The organism is Paenibacillus sp. GCM10027626 (assembly GCF_042676285.1).
Lineage (GTDB): Bacteria > Bacillota > Bacilli > Paenibacillales > Paenibacillaceae > Paenibacillus_Z.
Window position 1 is genome coordinate 1 of record NZ_JBHTHC010000015.1, and the last position, 19460, is coordinate 19460.

16 protein-coding genes and 2 riboswitches are annotated in these 19460 nt (G+C 48.7%); of the genes, 6 read left to right on the forward strand and 10 right to left on the reverse strand.

The window, feature by feature from the left end; all coding sequences use genetic code 11:
• Positions 1 to 627: 627 nt before the first annotated feature.
• The 4 genes from mqnC to metA all read right to left on the reverse strand — a co-directional run bounded on the left by mqnC (position 628) and on the right by metA (position 5530).
• Positions 628 to 1764 (reverse strand): cyclic dehypoxanthinyl futalosine synthase, encoded by a 1137-nt coding sequence (mqnC, locus tag ACFQ0N_RS25035; protein WP_379331449.1) that lies wholly within the window; start codon positions 1762 to 1764, stop codon positions 628 to 630.
• Positions 1765 to 2201: 437 nt separating this feature from the next.
• Entirely contained in the window at positions 2202 to 3383 is a 1182-nt protein-coding gene (locus ACFQ0N_RS25040; RefSeq protein WP_379331452.1) for a MalY/PatB family protein, read from the reverse strand.
• A 3-nt stretch (positions 3384 to 3386) separates the two neighbouring features.
• Positions 3387 to 4547 (reverse strand): PLP-dependent transferase, encoded by a 1161-nt coding sequence (locus ACFQ0N_RS25045; protein WP_379331454.1) that lies wholly within the window; start codon positions 4545 to 4547, stop codon positions 3387 to 3389.
• Between the two features lie 65 nt (positions 4548 to 4612).
• Positions 4613 to 5530, reverse strand: coding sequence for a homoserine O-acetyltransferase MetA (metA, locus tag ACFQ0N_RS25050; RefSeq protein ID WP_379331456.1), 918 nt, complete (start codon positions 5528 to 5530; stop codon positions 4613 to 4615).
• Between the two features lie 215 nt (positions 5531 to 5745).
• A riboswitch (SAM riboswitch) is annotated at positions 5746 to 5855 on the reverse strand.
• Positions 5856 to 6265: 410 nt separating this feature from the next.
• On the opposite strand from metA, the gene corA reads away from it, so the two are divergent.
• The 3 genes from corA to ACFQ0N_RS25065 all read left to right on the forward strand — a co-directional run bounded on the left by corA (position 6266) and on the right by ACFQ0N_RS25065 (position 9169).
• Positions 6266 to 7201: a magnesium/cobalt transporter CorA gene (gene corA / locus ACFQ0N_RS25055; RefSeq protein WP_379331458.1), complete on the forward strand. Its 936-nt coding sequence runs from the start codon at positions 6266 to 6268 to the stop codon at positions 7199 to 7201.
• Positions 7202 to 7417: 216 nt separating this feature from the next.
• On the forward strand, positions 7418 to 8320 hold the full coding sequence (locus ACFQ0N_RS25060; RefSeq protein ID WP_379331460.1) for a LysR family transcriptional regulator: 903 nt from the start codon (positions 7418 to 7420) through the stop codon (positions 8318 to 8320).
• Positions 8321 to 8353: 33 nt separating this feature from the next.
• Positions 8354 to 9169 carry a histidinol-phosphatase gene (locus ACFQ0N_RS25065; protein ID WP_379331462.1) on the forward strand — a complete coding sequence of 272 codons (816 nt, stop codon included), beginning with the start codon at positions 8354 to 8356 and terminating at the stop codon, positions 9167 to 9169.
• A gap of 300 nt (positions 9170 to 9469) precedes the next feature.
• On the opposite strand, the gene ACFQ0N_RS25070 is transcribed toward ACFQ0N_RS25065, so the two are convergent.
• Positions 9470 to 10309: a DUF695 domain-containing protein gene (locus ACFQ0N_RS25070; protein ID WP_379331465.1), complete on the reverse strand. Its 840-nt coding sequence runs from the start codon at positions 10307 to 10309 to the stop codon at positions 9470 to 9472.
• A gap of 197 nt (positions 10310 to 10506) precedes the next feature.
• Between ACFQ0N_RS25070 and ACFQ0N_RS25075 the strand changes: the two genes are divergently transcribed.
• The gene (locus ACFQ0N_RS25075; RefSeq protein ID WP_379331467.1) at positions 10507 to 10815 is read left to right on the forward strand and encodes a winged helix-turn-helix transcriptional regulator; all 309 of its coding nucleotides are present in this window, start codon (positions 10507 to 10509) and stop codon (positions 10813 to 10815) included.
• Positions 10816 to 10871: 56 nt separating this feature from the next.
• Here ACFQ0N_RS25075 and sdhB read toward each other — a convergent pair whose 3' ends face one another.
• The 3 genes from sdhB to ACFQ0N_RS25090 are packed head-to-tail and all read right to left on the reverse strand — an operon-like array spanning position 10872 to position 14089.
• A complete protein-coding gene (gene sdhB, locus ACFQ0N_RS25080; protein ID WP_379331469.1) occupies positions 10872 to 11636 on the reverse strand; it encodes a succinate dehydrogenase iron-sulfur subunit in 765 nt (254 codons plus the stop codon).
• A gap of 16 nt (positions 11637 to 11652) precedes the next feature.
• A complete protein-coding gene (gene sdhA / locus ACFQ0N_RS25085) occupies positions 11653 to 13398 on the reverse strand; it encodes a succinate dehydrogenase flavoprotein subunit (RefSeq protein WP_379331471.1) in 1746 nt (581 codons plus the stop codon).
• A 19-nt stretch (positions 13399 to 13417) separates the two neighbouring features.
• Positions 13418 to 14089: a succinate dehydrogenase cytochrome b558 subunit gene (locus ACFQ0N_RS25090; protein ID WP_379331473.1), complete on the reverse strand. Its 672-nt coding sequence runs from the start codon at positions 14087 to 14089 to the stop codon at positions 13418 to 13420.
• A 220-nt stretch (positions 14090 to 14309) separates the two neighbouring features.
• On the opposite strand from ACFQ0N_RS25090, the gene ACFQ0N_RS25095 reads away from it, so the two are divergent.
• A complete protein-coding gene (locus ACFQ0N_RS25095) occupies positions 14310 to 15218 on the forward strand; it encodes a LysR family transcriptional regulator (protein ID WP_379331475.1) in 909 nt (302 codons plus the stop codon).
• Positions 15219 to 15281: 63 nt separating this feature from the next.
• On the opposite strand, the gene ACFQ0N_RS25100 is transcribed toward ACFQ0N_RS25095, so the two are convergent.
• Both ACFQ0N_RS25100 and ACFQ0N_RS25105 read right to left on the reverse strand, forming a co-directional pair.
• On the reverse strand, positions 15282 to 15944 hold the full coding sequence (locus ACFQ0N_RS25100; protein WP_379331477.1) for a potassium channel family protein: 663 nt from the start codon (positions 15942 to 15944) through the stop codon (positions 15282 to 15284).
• A 17-nt stretch (positions 15945 to 15961) separates the two neighbouring features.
• Positions 15962 to 17314 (reverse strand): TrkH family potassium uptake protein, encoded by a 1353-nt coding sequence (locus tag ACFQ0N_RS25105; protein ID WP_379331479.1) that lies wholly within the window; start codon positions 17312 to 17314, stop codon positions 15962 to 15964.
• An 81-nt stretch (positions 17315 to 17395) separates the two neighbouring features.
• A riboswitch (cyclic di-AMP (ydaO/yuaA leader) is annotated at positions 17396 to 17575 on the reverse strand.
• Between the two features lie 246 nt (positions 17576 to 17821).
• Here ACFQ0N_RS25105 and ACFQ0N_RS25110 point away from each other — a divergent pair.
• The gene (locus ACFQ0N_RS25110) at positions 17822 to 19435 is read left to right on the forward strand and encodes a CPBP family intramembrane glutamic endopeptidase (protein WP_379331482.1); all 1614 of its coding nucleotides are present in this window, start codon (positions 17822 to 17824) and stop codon (positions 19433 to 19435) included.
• Positions 19436 to 19460 lie beyond the last annotated feature (25 nt).

Genomic DNA, 19460 nt, shown 5'->3' on the forward strand with positions numbered 1-19460 from the left:
TTTTCATGAGACCGCCTCGTTTCGATTAGTTTGTGGGGACAAACATTACATCGACTGGACGGTCTTTTTTATTAGTTTTTTACCATTTATTGCATACCTTTTTTTGGCTAATCAACAGGCCTACATTAAATACAACATTCTGAGGGGGCGATGCTGTGACACGGAAGTTTCTGAAAACCAACAGTCCGGTTATGTGTGCCCATCAGCCTTACGGTGCCCCGATTTTTTAGCGACAAAGATGACTAAATGGAATTCATGCAGCTAATTTGCTGCTTTAGGGCGAAAAAAGGTAGCTAAAGGGAAAACTTCCATCTATTTTTTGCAAAAAGAGCGACATCGCCATAAATCAACCATTTTAAATGCAGTTTTTCCAGCTAATTTAGTCCCTTTCTGCATTTGGCTTGAATTTAACTGTATAAAATCCAGTTAGACGTCCATGTCGTACCCGCGGCCCCGTCAGAAGGATGAAAAATGCACCAATATCGGGCAATTTTCAGAATAGATCGTCCGCAAGGCGAATTTACTCTGTGAAAGCCTAGTTATAAACTCTTGTGTCGCAAAAAAAGACTGCCCGAAGACGAAGCGGATGAGCGAAAGCTCCCTTCTAATCGAGACAGTCTTTTTTAATTAGTTTTGCATGACAAAGTCGCGTTCGCTGCCTTCGTGCTCCCCATACATCTTCAAAATCTCATAACGCGTATTGCGCTGTGCCGGAATTTTGCCGGCTTCGCGAATTAATTGCAAAATCAATTCGATGTTCACTTTATGTGTCGTGCCCGCCGCGGATACGACATTCTCCTCAATCATCGTGCTGCCAAAATCATTACAGCCGTAAGACAGAGACAGCTTGCCGATTTCAGGCCCCATCGTTACCCAGGACGATTGGAAGTTATCGATGTTGTCCAGCGTCAGGCGGCTGATCGCAAGCGTCTTCAAATACTCCTCAGGCGTCGCCTTCTCCCGCTTCATATTCGTATTGTCCGGCTGGAAGGTCCACGGAATAAACGCCAAAAATCCCGGCGTATGGTAACCATTCGCAATGCATTCATCCTGCGCGTCGCGCACCCGCAGCAAATGAAGAGCGCGTTCCTCCATCTCTTCACCGAAGCCGATGACCATCGTAGCCGTCGTGTTCATGCCGATTTTATGGGCAATCTTCATGACATCCATCCAATCCGTCCACGAGCCCTTCAAGCGGCTGATTTTCCGTCTTGTCCGGTCATCCAAAATTTCCGCGCCGCCGCCCGGCAAGGAATCGAGGCCGGCCTCATGAATTTGCCTAATGACCTCCTCCAATGTAAGGCCATCGGATACTTCGCGCATTTTATGAATTTCCGCCGGCGAAAAGGAGTGCATCGTAATGTTCGGAAAATGCTGCTTAATTTTGCGCAGCAAATCGGTATAATAGCTGAATGGCAGGTTCGGGTTCGTGCCGCCCTGCATTAAAATTTCGGTGCCGCCCACGTCCTGTGTTTCCTGTATTTTCTGCAAAATTACTTCGTCGGGCAATACATAGCCTTCCGCGGAGCCCGGTTTGCGGTAAAAGGCGCAAAAGCGGCAATAAACATCACATACGTTCGTGTAGTTTATATTGCGGCCTACGACAAACGTAGTAACCGGCTCCGGATGCTTGCGCAGCATCACCTGATTGGCGGCATGCCCCATTTTTTCGATTTCATCCGACTCAAATAAAGTCACAATATCTTCTAGCATTAAACGCTGCCCATTCAATGCATGTTGCAAAATGCGGTCCACTTGACTCATTTTATCCGGACCCTCCTTCTCCTAAAAAACTAACGTCCACCAACCGTCTATGTTCTTTACCATCGTAACATAAATGGACAGTTTCAGTCATCATCGTCACGATAGCGTCAAATTTTATTTTGGCCGCGTAAAATGAAAGAAACGGCTTCGCCGTCCTTTATCGAGCGAGCATAGCCATTTTCGCGGACCGACGTTCCGTTATCTGTGAACAAACATGCTAAAACAGCAAGTCGGCTGACCGTGGTTCCGTTATTCGCCTCCAAACGCCGCGAAAAGCGAGGAAAAAGCGTAAATAACAGATCGTGTGTCCGCGAAACCTTGAATTAGCCTGTTTTTTGGCAAAATAGCGGATCGTAGGTCCGTATCGCCCCCCTCGCCCTGAGAAAAAATCGAAAAGAGCAGCGCCGCTTCTCGCTGACGACTGCTCTCCTGCTCTTTTATTGCTCTCGCTCCCGCACTGCCTTTGCAAAGCGCTCCAGCGCTTCCTGCAATATCGCTCTCGGACAAGCTAGATTAACGCGCAAATAACCGGCGCCCTGCTTGCCAAATACAGAGCCTTCGCTAAAAGCTACGCCCGCTTGCTCGAACATCAGCTTCTTCAGCTCAGCCGGATCTTCCGATATGGCGCGGCAATCCAACCATGCCAAATAAGTGCCTTCCGGGCGAATCGGCGTGATCTCAGGGATATGAGCGGAAACGTAGTCGATTAATAAATTCAGATTGCCTTCCACATATTCCAGCAGCTGCTCCAGCCATTCTTCCCCATACGTATAGCTGCTCTCAACGGCGGTTAAGCCAAAGTAGCTTTCCATATGCAAAGAAAGCGTCGTTAGCTGACGATGATATTTGGTTCGCAGCTCTTCATTCGGAATAACGGTCAGCGCGGCCTGCAAGCCTGCCAGATTGAAGGTTTTGCTCGGCGCCATGCAGGTCACTGTAATATCGGCAAGCTCCGGACTAATCGAGGCAAACGGCGTGTGGCGATGGCCTTTGAAGACAAGATCATGATGAATCTCATCGGCAACGACCAGTACATTGTGGCGCAAGCAAATTTCACCCGCACGCTCCAGCTCTTTACGTGTCCATACGCGCCCTCCCGGATTATGCGGCGAACAGAGCAGCAGCATTTTGGCGCCTGCCTTCGCCTGCTCCTCGAGCAGCTCGTAGTCCATCTCGTATCGTCCGTCTTTGAGAATCAGCGCATTATCCACAACTGTCCGGCCATTTTTGCGGATGACTTCATAAAAAGGATAATAGACCGGGGACTGCAAAATAATGCCGTCGCCAGGCTCGCTAAGCGCAAGCACAAGCATGCTTAATGCCGGTACAATGCCTGGAGTAGATAAAATCCACTCCTTCTGCACTTCCCAGCCATGGCGTCTGCTCAGCCAGCCTTTGACAGCAGCATAATAGCCTTCCGTATGGACGGTATAACCGTATATGCCCTGCTTTGCCCGCTCCACAATCGCCTCGACCACTTCCCGCGGAGCCGGAAAGTCCATATCTGCTACCCACAATGGCAAGACATCTTTATTGCTGAACAGCTTTTCCGATTGGTCCCATTTGTAGGAGGCCGTCCCTTTGCGCTCGATCCGCTCATCAAAGTTGTAAGTTGTCATCAGTTATGCCTCCTCAATTTGTTGCTTTGCGGCCGCAAAAGCCTGTGCCAAATCCTCAATCAAGTCGTCGGCATGCTCAATCCCGACGGAAAACCGCAGCAAGCGGTCGTCTACACCGACTTGACGGCGAATTTCTTCCGGAATGTCCGCATGCGTTTGTACGGCGGGGTATGTCATCAGCGATTCTACGCCGCCCAAGCTTTCAGCAAAGGCAATCAGCTTAATATGGCGGAGAATTGGCGCTACATACCGCGCATCCTTCACCCTGAAAGATAAAATTCCGGTATTGCCAGACGATTGCCGCTGCTGGATAGCGAACTGAGGATGCTGCTCAAGCGCAGGGTAATACACCTCTTCGACAGCTTCATGCTTGTCCAGCCAATGCGCAATCGCCGTAGCGTTATATTGATGACGCTCCATCCGCAGCGCCAGCGTTTTCATGCCGCGGGCAAGCAGCCACGAATCCTGCGGCCCGAGTACGGCCCCGATTGAATTGTGCAGAAACGCCATCCGTTCTGACAGTTCTTTGCCTTTCGTGACAATCAAGCCGGCCAGCACATCGTTATGCCCTCCCAAATATTTGGTCGCGCTATGCACAACGATGTCTGCGCCCAGCTCCAGCGGCCGCTGAAAAAATGGCGTCAGCAGTGTATTGTCCACGATCGTCAACAATTCCTTGGACTTCGCCCATGCACATACCCGCTCAATATCTGTAATCATCATAAGCGGGTTGGTAGGCGTCTCGATCAACAGCGCCTTTGTCTCCGGTCTGTAATGTGCGGCAAGCCCATCCAGATCATTCGTATCCACATAGGACGCCGTGATGCCAAAGCGGCTCATGACTTGCTCCAGAAGCCGGTAGGTGCCGCCATACAAATCAAGTGAAACAAGGAGATGATCCCCTTGCGCAAACAAAGCGAATACCGTTTGCAGCGCAGCCATGCCGCTGCTGCAGCCGAACCCGGCATCGCCCGCCTCCAGCTCAGCAATTGCATCTTCCAACACTTTGCGCGTTGGGCTCTTCGTGCGGGAGTAGTCAAATCCGGTGCTTTGGCCCAATTCAGGATGACGAAAAGCAGTAGCTTGATAAATAGGGAAGCTGATTGCTCCAGTTACCGGATCGCAAATCGAGCCGATTTGAGCTAGGCGACTTTCAATTTTCATGGTTCAAATGCTCCTTTACGAAGAATATTGCTTGTTTCAGCATGCGGCAGGCAAAAGCGGCAGCGTCAGATGCCTGCCCCCAAATCATACGGCGTCTGCTGGTAGACGTAGTAGTTCAACCAATTGGAAAACAACAGATTTGCATGCGCGCGCCAGCTGGATATCGGCGGCTGCGAAGGGTCGTTGTTCGGGAAATAATTTTTAGGAACGTCAATTTTAAGCCCTTTGGCCACATCGCGGTCATATTCCGCTTTCAGCGACAACGGATCATATTCGGAATGGCCCGTAACAAAAATTTGCTTGCCGTCGCGGGTTGCCGCAATATAAACGCCAGCTTCCTCGGATACAGACAGCACCTCAAGCTCGGCTACTTGTTCAATATCCGCTTGCCGAAATTCTGTATGCCTGGATTGCGGCACATGGAAGTATTCGTCGAAGCCTCTAAGCAGCGGAACATTGCGTTTGGCGATCGTATGCGGAAATACGCCGAACATTTTTTCCTCGAGATCGTATTTCGGAATGCCGAAATGATGATACAAGCCGGCCTGGGAAGCCCAACAAATATAGAAGGTCGATGTTACATGCCGAACCCCCCAATCCATAATCTCCTTTAATTCTTCCCAATAGTTCACCTGTTCGAACGGCAAATGCTCAACAGGAGCCCCTGTGACGATCATGCCATCGAAATATTGGTCCGAAATTTCATCGAAGGTTTTATAAAACGACTCCAAATGCTCAGGCGACGTATTTTTGGAGGTGTGCGTCTTCGGATGCAGCAGCACCACTTCCACCTGAAGCGGCGTATTGCCGATCAGACGCAGCAATTGGGTCTCTGTTGTCTCTTTTGTCGGCATTAAGTTCAGGATGGCAATGCGCAGCGGACGAATGTCTTGATGGTATGCGACACTTTCATCCATGACAAAAATATTTTCCTGGTTCAAGATTTCTTTGGCTGGCAAATGATCCGGCACTTTAATTGGCATCTCAATCTCTCCTTCTCTGGAAGTAAATCCGCCTTTTCAGTGTTGAAAACTCGTATTTTGTGAACGAGATAATCCAAGCAGCGGTCATAATACTGTGTAGCGGCCTGCAACTGGGCGACGCTGTCCCCAATACACGCTCTGACTAAGGCGTAACAGAGAGCAGAAAAGCCCTCTCTCCAAAAGGAGAAAGGGCATAGTAGGTCACAGTCATGCGCCTCTCATCTCTCAGAAACTTGATTGGTCTCCGCAAGAATTAGCACCGTGCAATAACATGCCGGTTGCCGGGCTTCATAGGGCTGGTCCCTCCGCCTGCTCTTGATAAGAAAGCTGATTTATTCAATTAAAATAGGTTAGCTCTACTTTAAAGCATTCTGCAGCTTCCGTCAAGCTATTTTATTAGGAATATATTGTCCTTTTTCCTCGGAAATGATGTAAACGTTACCGATACTTTTCGCTTGAATGGAATGACGATGTCGGAGTATACTAGACCAAGGATTCCAAGCCATTGACTTCAAGTTATTCGATCACTTCAAAGGGGTGTTGATGAACATGGAAGGCGACCCGTGGCCAGCGGACAACCGCAAGGATGACAAATACCGGAAGTGCAGCCAGCCTCGGAAGCATGCTGTGTTCACCGAACACTGTTAGCTATGCTTGTTTTCGCCCTGGTTCGCTCTCTTTCGGCTTTTGTGCGTCCGTGCAACTGGCGTGACAGGATGAAGGGAGAGATACCAGATGAAAATCCGTATGGTTAATCAAGGTGTATTCACACCGGTCGAAGACATTTCTTCGACGCTGAGAGCACCGGATCAAGGCTTTTACTGGATCGATGCAGATGTTGACGATCTGGCGGTTTTGCAGCCGCTCTACGGCCTTCATGATCTTGCAGTCGAGGACTGTCTCAGCGAAGAAGAGCAGCGACCCAAATTTGAAATCTACGAAGGCCATTATTTTATCGTTATTAACAGCATCCGCTTCGATGATGAAGAAATTTTTTTGCGGGCGCTGAACATCTTTTTGGGCAGGCACTATATTATTACAGTTACGAAACAAAAAATAAATGAGCTTCGCTCAGTAAAGCCCGTTCTATGGGAAGAAGAAGTTAACCGTCCCGATCAGTTCCTTTACCATCTCGTCGATCTGGTCGTGGACAGCTATTTTCAGGTCGGGGACCGGATCGAAACCCGGATTGACCGGCTTGAGGAAGACATTCTTATCCACACGAAAAAAACGCATTTGACTGAAATTATCGGTCTTCGCAGTGAAATACTATGGCTGAGGAAAGTCCTCGGCCCGCAGCGCGACGTTATCGCCACGCTCAACAAACGGGATTTAAAGCTAATTGACGACCATTTGCAAAAGTACTTTCTTGATATTTATGAAAATGCCGTTAAAATTACGGAAACCTTCGATACGTATCGCGATTTGATGGGCAACTTGCGGGAGGCCTACCAGTCGAGCCTTTCGGCGCGGGCGAACGAAATTATGCGTGTTTTTACCGCGCTGACGACGATCTTCATGCCGCTGACGTTTTTGACGGGCGTCTATGGGATGAACTTCGACTACTTGCCTGGCGCGCATTTTCCTGGCGGCTCTTTTATTATGATCGCGATTATGCTCGTGTTGGGTGCCGGGATGTTTTTTTTGTTCAAGAAAAAGGATTGGCTGTAATGCCCATATATCCGTAAAGCAAACCGTAACGGGCGGCAGATGGCGACAACTGTTTGTCCGTTACGTACTACGCTTTGCCCCTTTTCTCCATCCACTGCGAGCCGCGAAGCCGCTTTACATAACATCCTTTTGCTGTCTTGACCAAAAACCTTTATAATAAAATCATTAGCGATTAAAAAGATTAATCGCTAGGGTCGTGCAAAGGAGTGATTCCGTGTGAACATAAACCAGCTTGAAACGCTGCTGACAATCTCCAAAACAATGAGTTTCCGAAAGGCGGGAGAACTGCTTAACTTGACCCAACCGGCAGTATCGGCGCAAATTAAAAGTTTGGAAGATGAGTTCAAGACGGTACTGATCGATCGGAATCAGCCCGTTACACTTACTGATCGGGGACAGGTGTTTCTGGATCATGCCGAAAAAATATTAGCCATTGTTGAAGAGCTTAAGCAAAAGCTATCCGATTTAAGCCAAACCCCTCAAGGACATATCGTCCTAGGTACAACAGCTTCCATCGCGATGCAAATTCTTCCGCGCGTGCTCTCTTATTTTCAGGATCAATTCCCCTTGATCAAGACAACAATTCACTCCATGCCTTCCTCACAGGTGATGACAAGTGTAGAAAACGGCTCGGTCGATATTGGAATTACTTACTTGTCAGAGCGTAACCCCAGTGTCGAAACATCAATTTTATATTATGATACGTACGAGCTTGTCGTCTCCCCTGATCATCCCATGAGCAGCCTTAAGCATACGACCGTCGAATCGCTCAAAGATATTCCGATGATTATGCTGTCGCCGGATACACTGGGCAGACGATTTGTAGATCAAATTTTCCGCAAATACAATTTCAACCCGAATATCATCATGGAGTTGTCCAGCAGCGAGGAAGTTAAACGGATGGTGGAAATTAATCTGGGGGCGGCTGTTGTGTCCAAACTTTCCATCGTCAATGAAGTAAGGCTTGGCACCTTAAAAATGATTAAAGTAAACGAGCTTGAGCTGAGCCATCCGGTTGGGGTCGTCTATAAATCCGGCCGTTATTTGAACTCTGCCATGCAGCAGTTTTTAAGCGACTTGAAGGGAATGCCTGAGGACCAATTTATTAGCAGCGAATAATGCGTGCATGAATAGAGGAGGCAGCGAAATATCATGAGTAAATTCGATATCCATACCCATCATTACAGATGCGGCCATGCCTTTGGCGATATTGAAGACTATATAAAAGCCGGCATTGCCGCAGGGTTGACCGCGATCGGAATTTCCGATCATTCCCCTTACTTCGCCAGTTCAGAGGATCAGCCCCATCCGGGGATCGCCATGGCCAAAAGCGACTTTACCGCCTATATTGACGAAGTGCTGCGGCTGAAATCCGTCTATGCGGATAAAATCGATGTACTGCTCGGAATGGAATCTGATTTTTATCCTGAGCATGCAGATATATACCGCAACATGTACCGCTCCTACCCGTTTGACTACATTATCGGCTCCGTACATCAGACGAGAGGGGTCAGCATTTTCAATCGCCATCGCTGGGACAAATTGAACGAGCAGCAGCAGATTGAGGAAAAAAACCATTACTATGATTTGATCCGCCAGTCCGCAAGCTCCGGCATGTTCCAAATTCTTGGCCATATTGATGCGATGAAGGGCTACTACCCCGCCTTTTCCAATATTCCGGCGGATGCGGCAATTGACGAAACTTTACAGGTGATTGCCGATAATGGCGTCGCCATCGAAATCAATACATCTGGCAAAACGAAAAAAGTCGGCGGTTGGTATCCTTCCGATGCTATACTGGAACGCGCTTGCCGCTGCGGCGTTGATGTAACGTTCGGCTCCGATGCCCATAAGCCGGAGCGTGTGGCAGATGAGTGGGACGAGGTCCGGCAGCGGCTCAAAGAAATTGGCTTCAAGCACTGGGTTTACTTTAAACAAAAAGAAAAAATTACTGTGCCCATTGAGTGAGAAAAACTTCTATCGAAGTCCTTCGAGGATGAGCGACCTAAAGGTTTGCCTGGCAAACCCGCTTCGTAAGCATAAGGTAGTTTTTATCGCCAATAAGAATTTGCTTTTCCGTACAACTTGGAAACTTATAAATTCTTATGTGGAAAAAAAAGTGGACCTGCGCCAACCGTTAGCGTCAGGTCCCAAAATTTATATTATTAAAAGGGGGTCTTGTTTATTATAATAGCCGGTTAATGTGTAATTTCGATAACGGAACGATTGCAGTTGTGTAACAAATTATCATCGGAATGTTAACAAATATTAGCGCTTATGATGAAACGGCCATATACGCTTTATGATCGCTTCCAATACTGCCCTCCATTTGCGCAGCCCATACTTCATCTTGCTGGCGCCTTTGAGCCGCATTGCCGATCCCCAGCCCTCATAACGACCATCTACGCCCACCAGCAACCGGTACAACTCGCGTACACGCTCATTGACTGTATCCAGCATCACATTATCATAGCGGCTAATGACAAGCGGAAATGGATACGCGCTATCCGGCTCGCCTTCTTTGTCGCGTTCGATTCGATACCCCAGCGCCTGCAGCGCCGATTCTACGGCAAGCCGGTCTTCAGCTTGCTTCAACTTCAGCCAATGATACACTTCCCGCGGCTGCTTTATATCATCTCCCTTATGAATAAGGGCATAGACCATCTGGGCATTATGAACATACAGCTGTTCCAGGGTATCTGGCAGCAAGTAGCGGTAAAAGCTCCATTCCGGATCAGGCTTCACATAATCCGCTACCCGGAAATCCCATTGCCGCTTAATCCATTCCCGAAATTTCACATCATCATGATGATTGCGATTTACATAATAGAAAAACTCAAGCCGGTTGACGGTATTAATACGCCCAACATAGAGCGCTTTGCTATGGCTTGACAGCCAATTTTCCAGACTTGCTTCCGTCTTTTCAAGCTGGGTGACTACCTCTTGTTTGGATCGGCTATTCCGCATGATAGCATACAAATTAATCGTAACCGAGAGCAGCTCACCATATTCCGCCAATGGGGCACGATCTTTGTAGCCTACATTAACTAAAATACGCAACCGCTCCGAATTTTCCCTTCGTTCATAGAAGCCCCAATCATCTGTCATCTGTATCTCACCACTTCTATCATCAATATCACTTGTTGTATCCCAACCATTATAACGCTTTTTTCAAAAGAGAACACCCTTTACAAACTTAATTAAAGTAAATAACTTTTTGGAATTATCAATAATCGGGTCGGCATCCTCTCCCTTTTGATATGATGATGTGCTACAATAGAAATACCTATAGAGGGGTGAGTGTAATGGATTATTCCAAGATGTGCCCAAAGTACGAAATTGCTGCGGAGCTGCTAGGAAAAAAATGGACAGGGTTGATTATCCGCGTGTTGTTGGGCGGACCGAAACGTTTCAAAGAAATCAAGGAACAAATCCCTGATATGAGCGACAAAATGTTGACAGACCGCATGAAAGAATTAGAGCATTGCCAAATTGTGAAACGAAATGTCTACCCGGAGATGCCTGTCCGGATCGAATATGAGCTTACCGAGAAAGGTCAGCATCTCAAACCTGTCATTGAATCCATCCAAAATTGGAGCGAGCGATGGCTGTGAAAAAAAACCACGCACCGACAAATTGTCGTTGCGTGGTTTTTTTACTATTTTTCAGCTTACATGCCGAGCCATTTTTTAAACAGCTGCTTCGTCGTATCGCGGTTGATCGCCGCAATCGAAGTCGTAAGCGGGATGCCTTTCGGACAAGCGCGAACGCAGTTCTGCGAGTTGCCGCAGCCTTCGATACCGCCATCCTCCATCAACGTTTCCAGACGCTCTTCCTTGTTCATTTCGCCGGTTGGATGAGCGTTGAACAAACGAACCTGCGAGATCGCTGCCGGGCCAATGAAGCTGTTGCGGTCATTGACATTCGGGCATGATTCCAGACAAACGCCGCAAGTCATGCATTTGGACAGCTCGTACGCCCATTGGCGCTTCGTCTCCGCCATTCTTGGACCAGGACCGAGATCATAAGTGCCGTCAATTGGAATCCATGCTTTAACGCGCTTCAATGCATTGAACATCCGTTCGCGATTAATAACCAAGTCGCGCACTACCGGGAAGGTGCTCATTGGCTCTAGCCGAATCGGCTGCTCCAATTTATCGACCAATGCGCTGCAAGCTTGACGAGGCTTGCCGTTAATAACCATCGAGCAAGCGCCGCATACCTCTTCCAGACAGTTGGATTCCCAGCATACCGGAGAAGTCGCTGATCCGTCGCTCTTCTTCGGATTGCGCTGAATTTCCATCAATGCACTAATGACATTCATATTCGGGCGATACGGAATTTCAAACTCTTCCGTATAGGACGGCTTGTCAGGCGCATCCTGGCGCTTGATCAAAAGTTTAATTGTCTTTGCTGCCACTGTCGTTTCCGCCATCGTGATCTTCTCCTTTCTATTTATCCTTCGAGTAGTCGCGTTTGCGCGGTTTAATCAAGGAAACGTCAACGTCCTCGTACGAAATTTTCGGACCTTCCTTCGTCCAAGCAGCCTTCGTCGTTTTCAGGAACTCCTCATCGTTACGATCCGGGAAATCCGGCTTGTAATGGGCGCCGCGGCTTTCGTTGCGCATCAGGGCGCCAAGCGTCATCGCCTCGGACAGCTCAAGCATATTCCACAATTGGCGTGTAAACGCCACTCCCGCATTGTTCCAGCGCGCCGTATCGTTGATGTTGATATTGTTGTAACGCTGCTTCAGCTCTTTAATTTTGGCAATTGTTTCTTCCAGCTTTTTGTTGAAGCGGACAACGGTCATATTGTTGGTCATCCACTCGCCAAGCTCTTTATGAAGCACATAAGCATTTTCGGTGCCGCTCATATTCATGATGCTTTCGTATTTGTCCGTTTGCCGCTTTTGCTCGCGATCGAACACCGCGGAGGAAATATCGTCGGCAGATTTTTTCAAGCCTTTGATATATTCAACTGCTTTCGGGCCGGTGATCATGCCGCCGTAGATCGCCGACAGCAGCGAGTTGGCGCCAAGACGGTTCGCTCCGTGATATTGATATTCGCATTCGCCGCAAGCGAACAAGCCGGGAATGTTGGTCATCTGGTTGTAATCAACCCACATGCCGCCCATCGAGTAGTGGACCGCCGGGAAGATCTTCATCGGAATTTTGCGCGGGTCATCGCCCATAAATTTCTCATAGATCTCGATAATGCCGCCCAGCTTGACATCCAATTCCTTCGGATCCTTGTGCGATAGATCAAGATAAACCATGTTCTCGCCGTTGATGCCCAGCTTTTGATCTACACACACATGGAAAATTTCACGTGTCGCAATGTCACGCGGTACAAGGTTTCCGTACGCCGGATATTTTTCCTCAAGGAAATACCAAGGCTTGCCGTCTTTATATGTCCAGATCCGGCCGCCTTCGCCGCGCGCCGATTCCGACATCAGACGAAGCTTGTCATCGCCCGGAATCGCAGTCGGGTGAATTTGAATAAATTCGCCGTTCGCATAATGTACACCCTGCTGATATACAGCACTTGCTGCCGTACCTGTATTAATAACGGAGTTGGTCGTCTTGCCGAAAATAATGCCAGGACCGCCTGAAGCCAAAATTACGGCATCTGCGGATATCGTTTGAATTTCCATCGAGCGCAAATCCTGTGCCGATACACCGCGGCATACGCCGTCATCGTCAAGCACCGCTCCCAAAAATTCATGATGCTCATATTTGTTGACAAGGCCAACCGTCTCCCAGCGGCGAACCTGCTCATCCAGCGCATACAGCAATTGCTGGCCGGTTGTCGCGCCGGCAAAGGCCGTACGGTGGTACTGCGTGCCGCCAAAGCGGCGGAAATCAAGCAAGCCTTCAGGCGTGCGGTTAAACATAACGCCCATGCGGTCCATCAAATGAATGATGCCAGGGGCAGCTTCGCACATCGCCTTGACGGGAGGCTGATTGGCCAGGAAGTCGCCGCCATAGACGGTATCGTCAAAGTGCTCCCATGGAGAGTCGCCTTCACCTTTTGTATTAACGGCGCCGTTAATGCCGCCTTGAGCACAAACAGAGTGCGAACGTTTCACTGGCACAAGTGAAAACAAATCGACTTGCACGCCAGCTTCCGCTGCTTTTATTGTAGCCATAAGGCCGGCAAGACCGCCGCCTACGACAATAACCTTTCTTTTAGCCATTTCAATTCACTCCTTCTCTTTACCCGATATTAATGAGCGTCAATGCAGCCGTAGCCGCTTCTTTAAACTCGTCACCGCGGAATGCAGTCAGAGAAAGCAGGAAGAACGCCGACACGATCACGAATACGCCCATCCAAATGTAGGAAGAGATACGTTGTGCGCGCGGACCTACAGTAATACCCCAGCTTACAAGGAATGCCCACATACCATTGCTGAAATGGAACACCGCTGAGAGTACGCCGATAACATAAAGTGCAACATATAACGGGTTGTCGAAAATACTATGCATGGTTGAGCCAAGCTGATCATGCGTAATGTTGCCGACCATCAACTGATAGCGGGTCTGGTACAAATGCCACACAACAAAAATAAACGTGATGACGCCGGTAATACGCTGCATCATAAACGCCCAGTTGCGCCCATATTGGAAACGTCCGGTGTTGATATTCGACTGATAGGCTACATAGAGGCCATATACTCCATGGAATAGCAGCGGCAGCCAAATCCCGAACAATTCTAGGTAAAAGATAAGCGGCAAACCGTTAATAAAATCGACACCATCTTTAAACCCTTGCGGCCCGCTCTCAAATGCTGCATAGTTCGTTATTCCGTGCTCAACGATGAATAAACTGAGCGGAATAACTCCGAGCAGCGAGTGAATCTTGCGCGCTAAATACGAATTTCCTTTCATAACGTTCGCGTTCTCCTTTCAATCCTGTCGATTACTTTTTCGTCGTTCCTTGTCAAAACACCATTGTCCATTGTAACTCCCGCCCCCTAAAGCGTCAACAGAAAGCTTGACACATTTTGGTCACACTTCACATCATACTCCTTTTCCGCTTATAATGGAATTGCTTATTGTTGATTAATTTTTATAACTTATTTGCATAAGCAGAGAAATGGAGGCCATTATGATCGAAGAATTGAATGTTTTTGCTGTCGTAGTCGATCAATCGAGCATGAATAAAGCAGCTTCTTTGCTTAATTTATCTCAACCCGCCCTATCGCGCAAAATTGCCAAATTGGAAGAACAGCTCGGCGTCGAGCTTTTCCGTCGGGTGGGCAAACGGCTGGAGCTGACCAGAATCGGAGAATTGACCTATGAGTATGCCACCGAGGTCCGTCATCAACATTTGCGTTATTTGCAAATGGTCGCGGAGTATAAAGCAGTCGGCCGGACGACATTGACGATCGGCGCCAGCCTCACTACATTGCAAACAACTTTGCCCGATCTCATACAAGCCTTGACAGCGCGGAGTCCGGAGCTTGACATAAAAGCGATTACGGGCAAAACCCACGAAATTGTTACACTTGTCCGGGAAAAGAAAGCAGATATCGGCATTGTAGCCTCGCGAATTGACGATTCCGCACTAACTTGTGTGCCGCTATTCGACGATCATCTTATTCTTGTACTGCCGCGCAATCATTTTATTATGGAAAAAGGAAAACCGGAAATTGGCGATATAAATGGCTTGCCAATGATTTTGTTTTCCAAAGGCACGTGGTACCGCATTTTGACGGACGAAGTATTCGAAACTTATCGGCTGCTGCCTGATGTCCGTATGGAGATCGATTCCTTCGAGGCGATCCTCCGCCTGCTTCACACTTGCCGAGCCGGCACGCTGCTGCCCAAATCCTACCTGCGCCAGCAGCTGCTCAGCGACAACGATCTGGCTGTCGTGCCGATCCGCGAGCTTGAAGCGACGAAACGGACGACAGCATTAATTCATGCGGGGCCGGAAAGCCTGAGCCCTTCCGTACGGTTATGGATCGATGAAATCTCTACCTATTATAAACGAAGCGAGTCCAAGCATACTTAAAAGGACAGCGGAGCCGCACAGGCTGCAGCCGGCTCGCTATCCTTTTAGTATTCCCGATATTTGTTACCGAATAACCGCCGCTTCAAAATGCTCGATTTGCTGATTGGTGCCGATGATGACCATAACGTCCTTTTCGGCCAGCACATCTGTTGCCGACGGGGCGATTATGACGCCTTTTGGCGTGTTAATAGCCACAATGCTGCAGCCAAAACGGGCACGCGGGTTCAAGTCTTGCAGCGTCTTTCCGTTTAGGCAGCGGGGTACCGCCAGCTCAGCAATCGTATAGTCTTTCGACAGTTCAATATAGTCAAGCAAATTGGGTGATACGAGCTGATGCGCGACGCGGATCCCCATATCCCGCTCCGGGTAGACGATGCGATCGACTCCGATCTTCTCCAGCACCCGGCCATGCAGCTCGTTAAGCGCTTTGGCTACGACTGTTTTCACTCCGAGATCCTTCAATAAAATAGCCGTCATGATGCTTGCCTGAATATCATCGCCAATCGCCACAACGCCGCAGTCAAAATTGCGGACGCCGAGCGAACGGAGCACATCCTCGTCCGTAGATTCCGCTACGACCGTATGCGTCAAAAGCGGACTCAAGTCTTGGACGATTTCCTCATCCTTGTCGATGCCAAGCACTTCATAGCCAAGCTCGATTAACTCTTTGGCCAGACTAGAACCAAAACGCCCCAACCCAATGATTACAAATTGACCTGTCTTCATTTCCCTCTCCTACTTCCCTATCCAATCGTAATTTTCCCCTCAGGGTAACGGTAAAGCTCTTTATCTGTGGTAGATCCAAGCGCGTAAGCCAATGTCAACGGCCCCAATCTTCCGGCAAACATCGTCAGGCATACGAGCACTTTTCCAAGCAATGTCAGCTCTGGCGAAACTCCCAATGAAAGCCCGACAGTACCAAAAGCGGATGTCGTTTCAAACAAAAGATGCAGAAACGGCTTATCTTCCGTCACAGTGAGCAGCATCGTTACGACAATTACTAATGCCAGCGCCAGCATTGTAATCGTCAATGCTTTCAATATGCGTTCGCGGCCGAGCCGCATTTTGAACATGACGATATCTTCCCGTCCGCGAATCATCGTGATGACGGCACCGATTAATGTGGCGAAGGTCGTTGTCTTGATGCCGCCGCCCGTCGAGCCCGGCGATGCGCCGATAAACATCAGCACCACCATAAAAAATTGCGTGGCTTGTCTCAGACTGGACAAATCGACCGTGTTTGCTCCCGCGGTGCGCGGCGAGACGGATTGAAAGAATGCCGCCCAAATTTTCCCGTCCCAGCTCAAAGCTCCCAATGTGTGCGGATTGGAAAACTCGAAGCAATAGGTGACAATTGCCCCGATGAGGATCAGCGCTGCCGTCATCGTAAGCACGATTTTGGAATGCAAGCTCAGCTTTCGCTTGACGCGGTATTCAATAATATCCGACAAGACAATAAAGCCGAGCCCGCCTAAAATAATGAGCCCCATCGTGACCAAATTGACCAGCGGATCGCTTGTATAGGCGGTAAAGCTGACAAACGGCGTCCCAAATTGGCCAAATAAATCAAAGCCGGCATTGTTAAACATCGAAATCGCATGCCAGCAGCCAAAAAAAATCGCCTTCGCCAGCGGCATATCGAAAGACCAGCGAATCGTAAACAAAACAGCGCCGACCGCTTCAATCGTCAGCGAGTACAGCAGTACCTTGCGGACTAGCCGGACGATCCCCTCAATGCTTCCCTGGTTCATCGCCTCCTGCAAAACTAACCGTTCCTTGAACGATATTTTTTTGCGCAGCATAAAAGCAAACAGCGTCGCTACCGTCATAAATCCCAATCCGCCAATTTGAATGAGAAAAATGATAATTAAATGGCCGATTGTCGAATAATGACTGCCGGTATCGACAGAAATTAAACCTGTAACACATGTAGCCGAGGTAGCTGTAAATAGAGAGTCGATAAACGGCGTACCGCTGCCGTCTCTGGAAGCAAACGGCATGGAAAGCAGAACAGCCCCAAGGAATATAATAACTGCGAAGCCTGCTGCCAAAATTCGCGGCGGCGACCAGCGAAATCGTCTCCAGTGCTTGAGCATATTTCATCACCTTTTCCGATCTATGCTATGGTTTACAGGCACAAAAAAAAGCACTGGTACCCCAATGCTTATTCGCAGATGAGTCCTGTTCCACGCAGCCTACGAGGTTAGCTGACGGATTCGGGCCTGGAAAGGCGGCCCTATTCGCAATCATTAGCATTGCCTAACATGCATTGCGAAATTCACCCCATGTCGCCAGACGAAAAGCGACAAAAATTGGTTCCCCCGTTTTCAACTCTTGAAATTCGGCTGTCACTATTTAATTCGTACTCATTATACGGTTCACACCAAAAAATAGCCAAGTTTAAATGGGTTTAAAAATGAAGCGAAAAAGGGCAATTTACCTTAATGGGGACATAAAATCAATATCGCACGATGCTTTTCATCCTTTTTTCTCTTCCGCATGACGAAATAACCGGTTACATGGAAAAAAACAGAGCAGTTATGATATGGTACTAGTATATATTCGCAGCCAATGACGTATCCCTACATGAAGAGGTGAATCTTTTGTCCATTCAAAAGCCCGAACTGCAGCCTAACTGGAAATTATTCACTTGGTTTGCAGCCGTCTGCGCCGCGATCTATGTTGTGGTGCAAGTGATTCCGGCAACGGCAGATACATTTTTCAAAAATGAAGCGGCGAAGGTAATCAGCAAAGCGGCAGCAGAGCAGGCAGCTGTCAGCTTTGCCGAGGAGCAATTCAAGCAGAAGCCTACGGCCGTTCACGCCGTCCACCAATCGAACAGCTTGTTATACGGTTATTTGTCAAAGGAAAAGCAAGTTGAGGCCTATGACAAAAAATACGGAGCCAAGCTCCCTACCGATACTTTCCAGGTTTCTGCCACGCTGCCGGATAAAAGTCATTTATTTATGTATGTTCATATGGAAACCGGCAGTGTTGTTGCCTGGAATCAGGTGGACGCTGTCTCCTCCGCCTCCCCTAAGCCCCTGGAAGCGGCGCTTACTTTCGCTGCAAGCCAAGGCTATGCGGCCGACAGGCTAACTGTGGAGGACGGCGCTGCAGCTCCCGGCGTCGTGAAATTGCTGGTAACGGGCGAGAAGGTCAAAGACGCTGCCCTGCGTTTAACGATTCGCGTCAATCAAACAGAGGACGGCCAATTATACATTTCCGGCTATAAACCGGCGTTCGTCGTGCCGGCTGACTACGAAAGCTATGTCAACGAGCAATCGAAGCTTGCAGCGACCATTTCGTTGATCGGCAGTCTGCTGCTTTCTTTTGTCTTGTTCGTTCTGGCCATAATTTATGCGGCACTTTACCGCAAGCATACCTCATTTGTCAGAGGCCTGCTGCTGGCCGGCGTGTTTTTGCTCTTTTATCTAGTCAACAATTTCAACATGTTGGACGGCATAATTGCCACCTTCGGGGAAGAGCCTGATGCCGCCGTATTTGCGATTGTCGCTACGCTCGTAACTTGCGCCATTACAGCGGTTATGGCACTTTCCGTATATTTCTCGCTTGTAGCCGGCGATGGGCTCTGGCGTTCCATGGGACGCAATTTATGGCTGCGCAGCAAAGAACGGGGATATGGAGATCATATCTGGAAAAGTATGTGGCTCGGCTACTTGTGCGCCTTTATTTTGCTCGGCGCTCAAACGGTCATCCTAATGGTTTTGGAAAAATCTACGGGCGCCTGGTCGACTACAGATGTCGCGCAATCGCCTTACAATTTTGCATCGCCGTTGATCTTTCCGCTGCTGGCATGGTGCGCCGCTATTTCTGAGGAGGCGGTCTATCGCTTCTTTGGCATAGCCCTTATGAAAAAATGGTTTCGCAACACCTTCGTCGCCTCGCTAATTCCGACCATCATTTGGGCCTTGGGGCACGTCACCTATCCGATTTTCCCGGCGACGACCCGCTTATTCGAACTAACGTTGATCGGTTTACTGTTTTGTTACTTGTTTCTACGCTTTGGATTGGCGACGGTCATCTTCGCACATGCGATCTTCGACAGCTTGATGATGGCAATGTCGCTTATGTTTCTCGGGTCAGCAGGCAATATCGCAATGGGCATCCTTTATATTCTGCTGCCGATTCCAATTGCCGCCCTGCTGCGCTTCTGGTCATCCCGCAGGGAAATGAGGACGCCGACAGCTTCATGAAATAAAGCAAAAAGCCGTTTCTTGA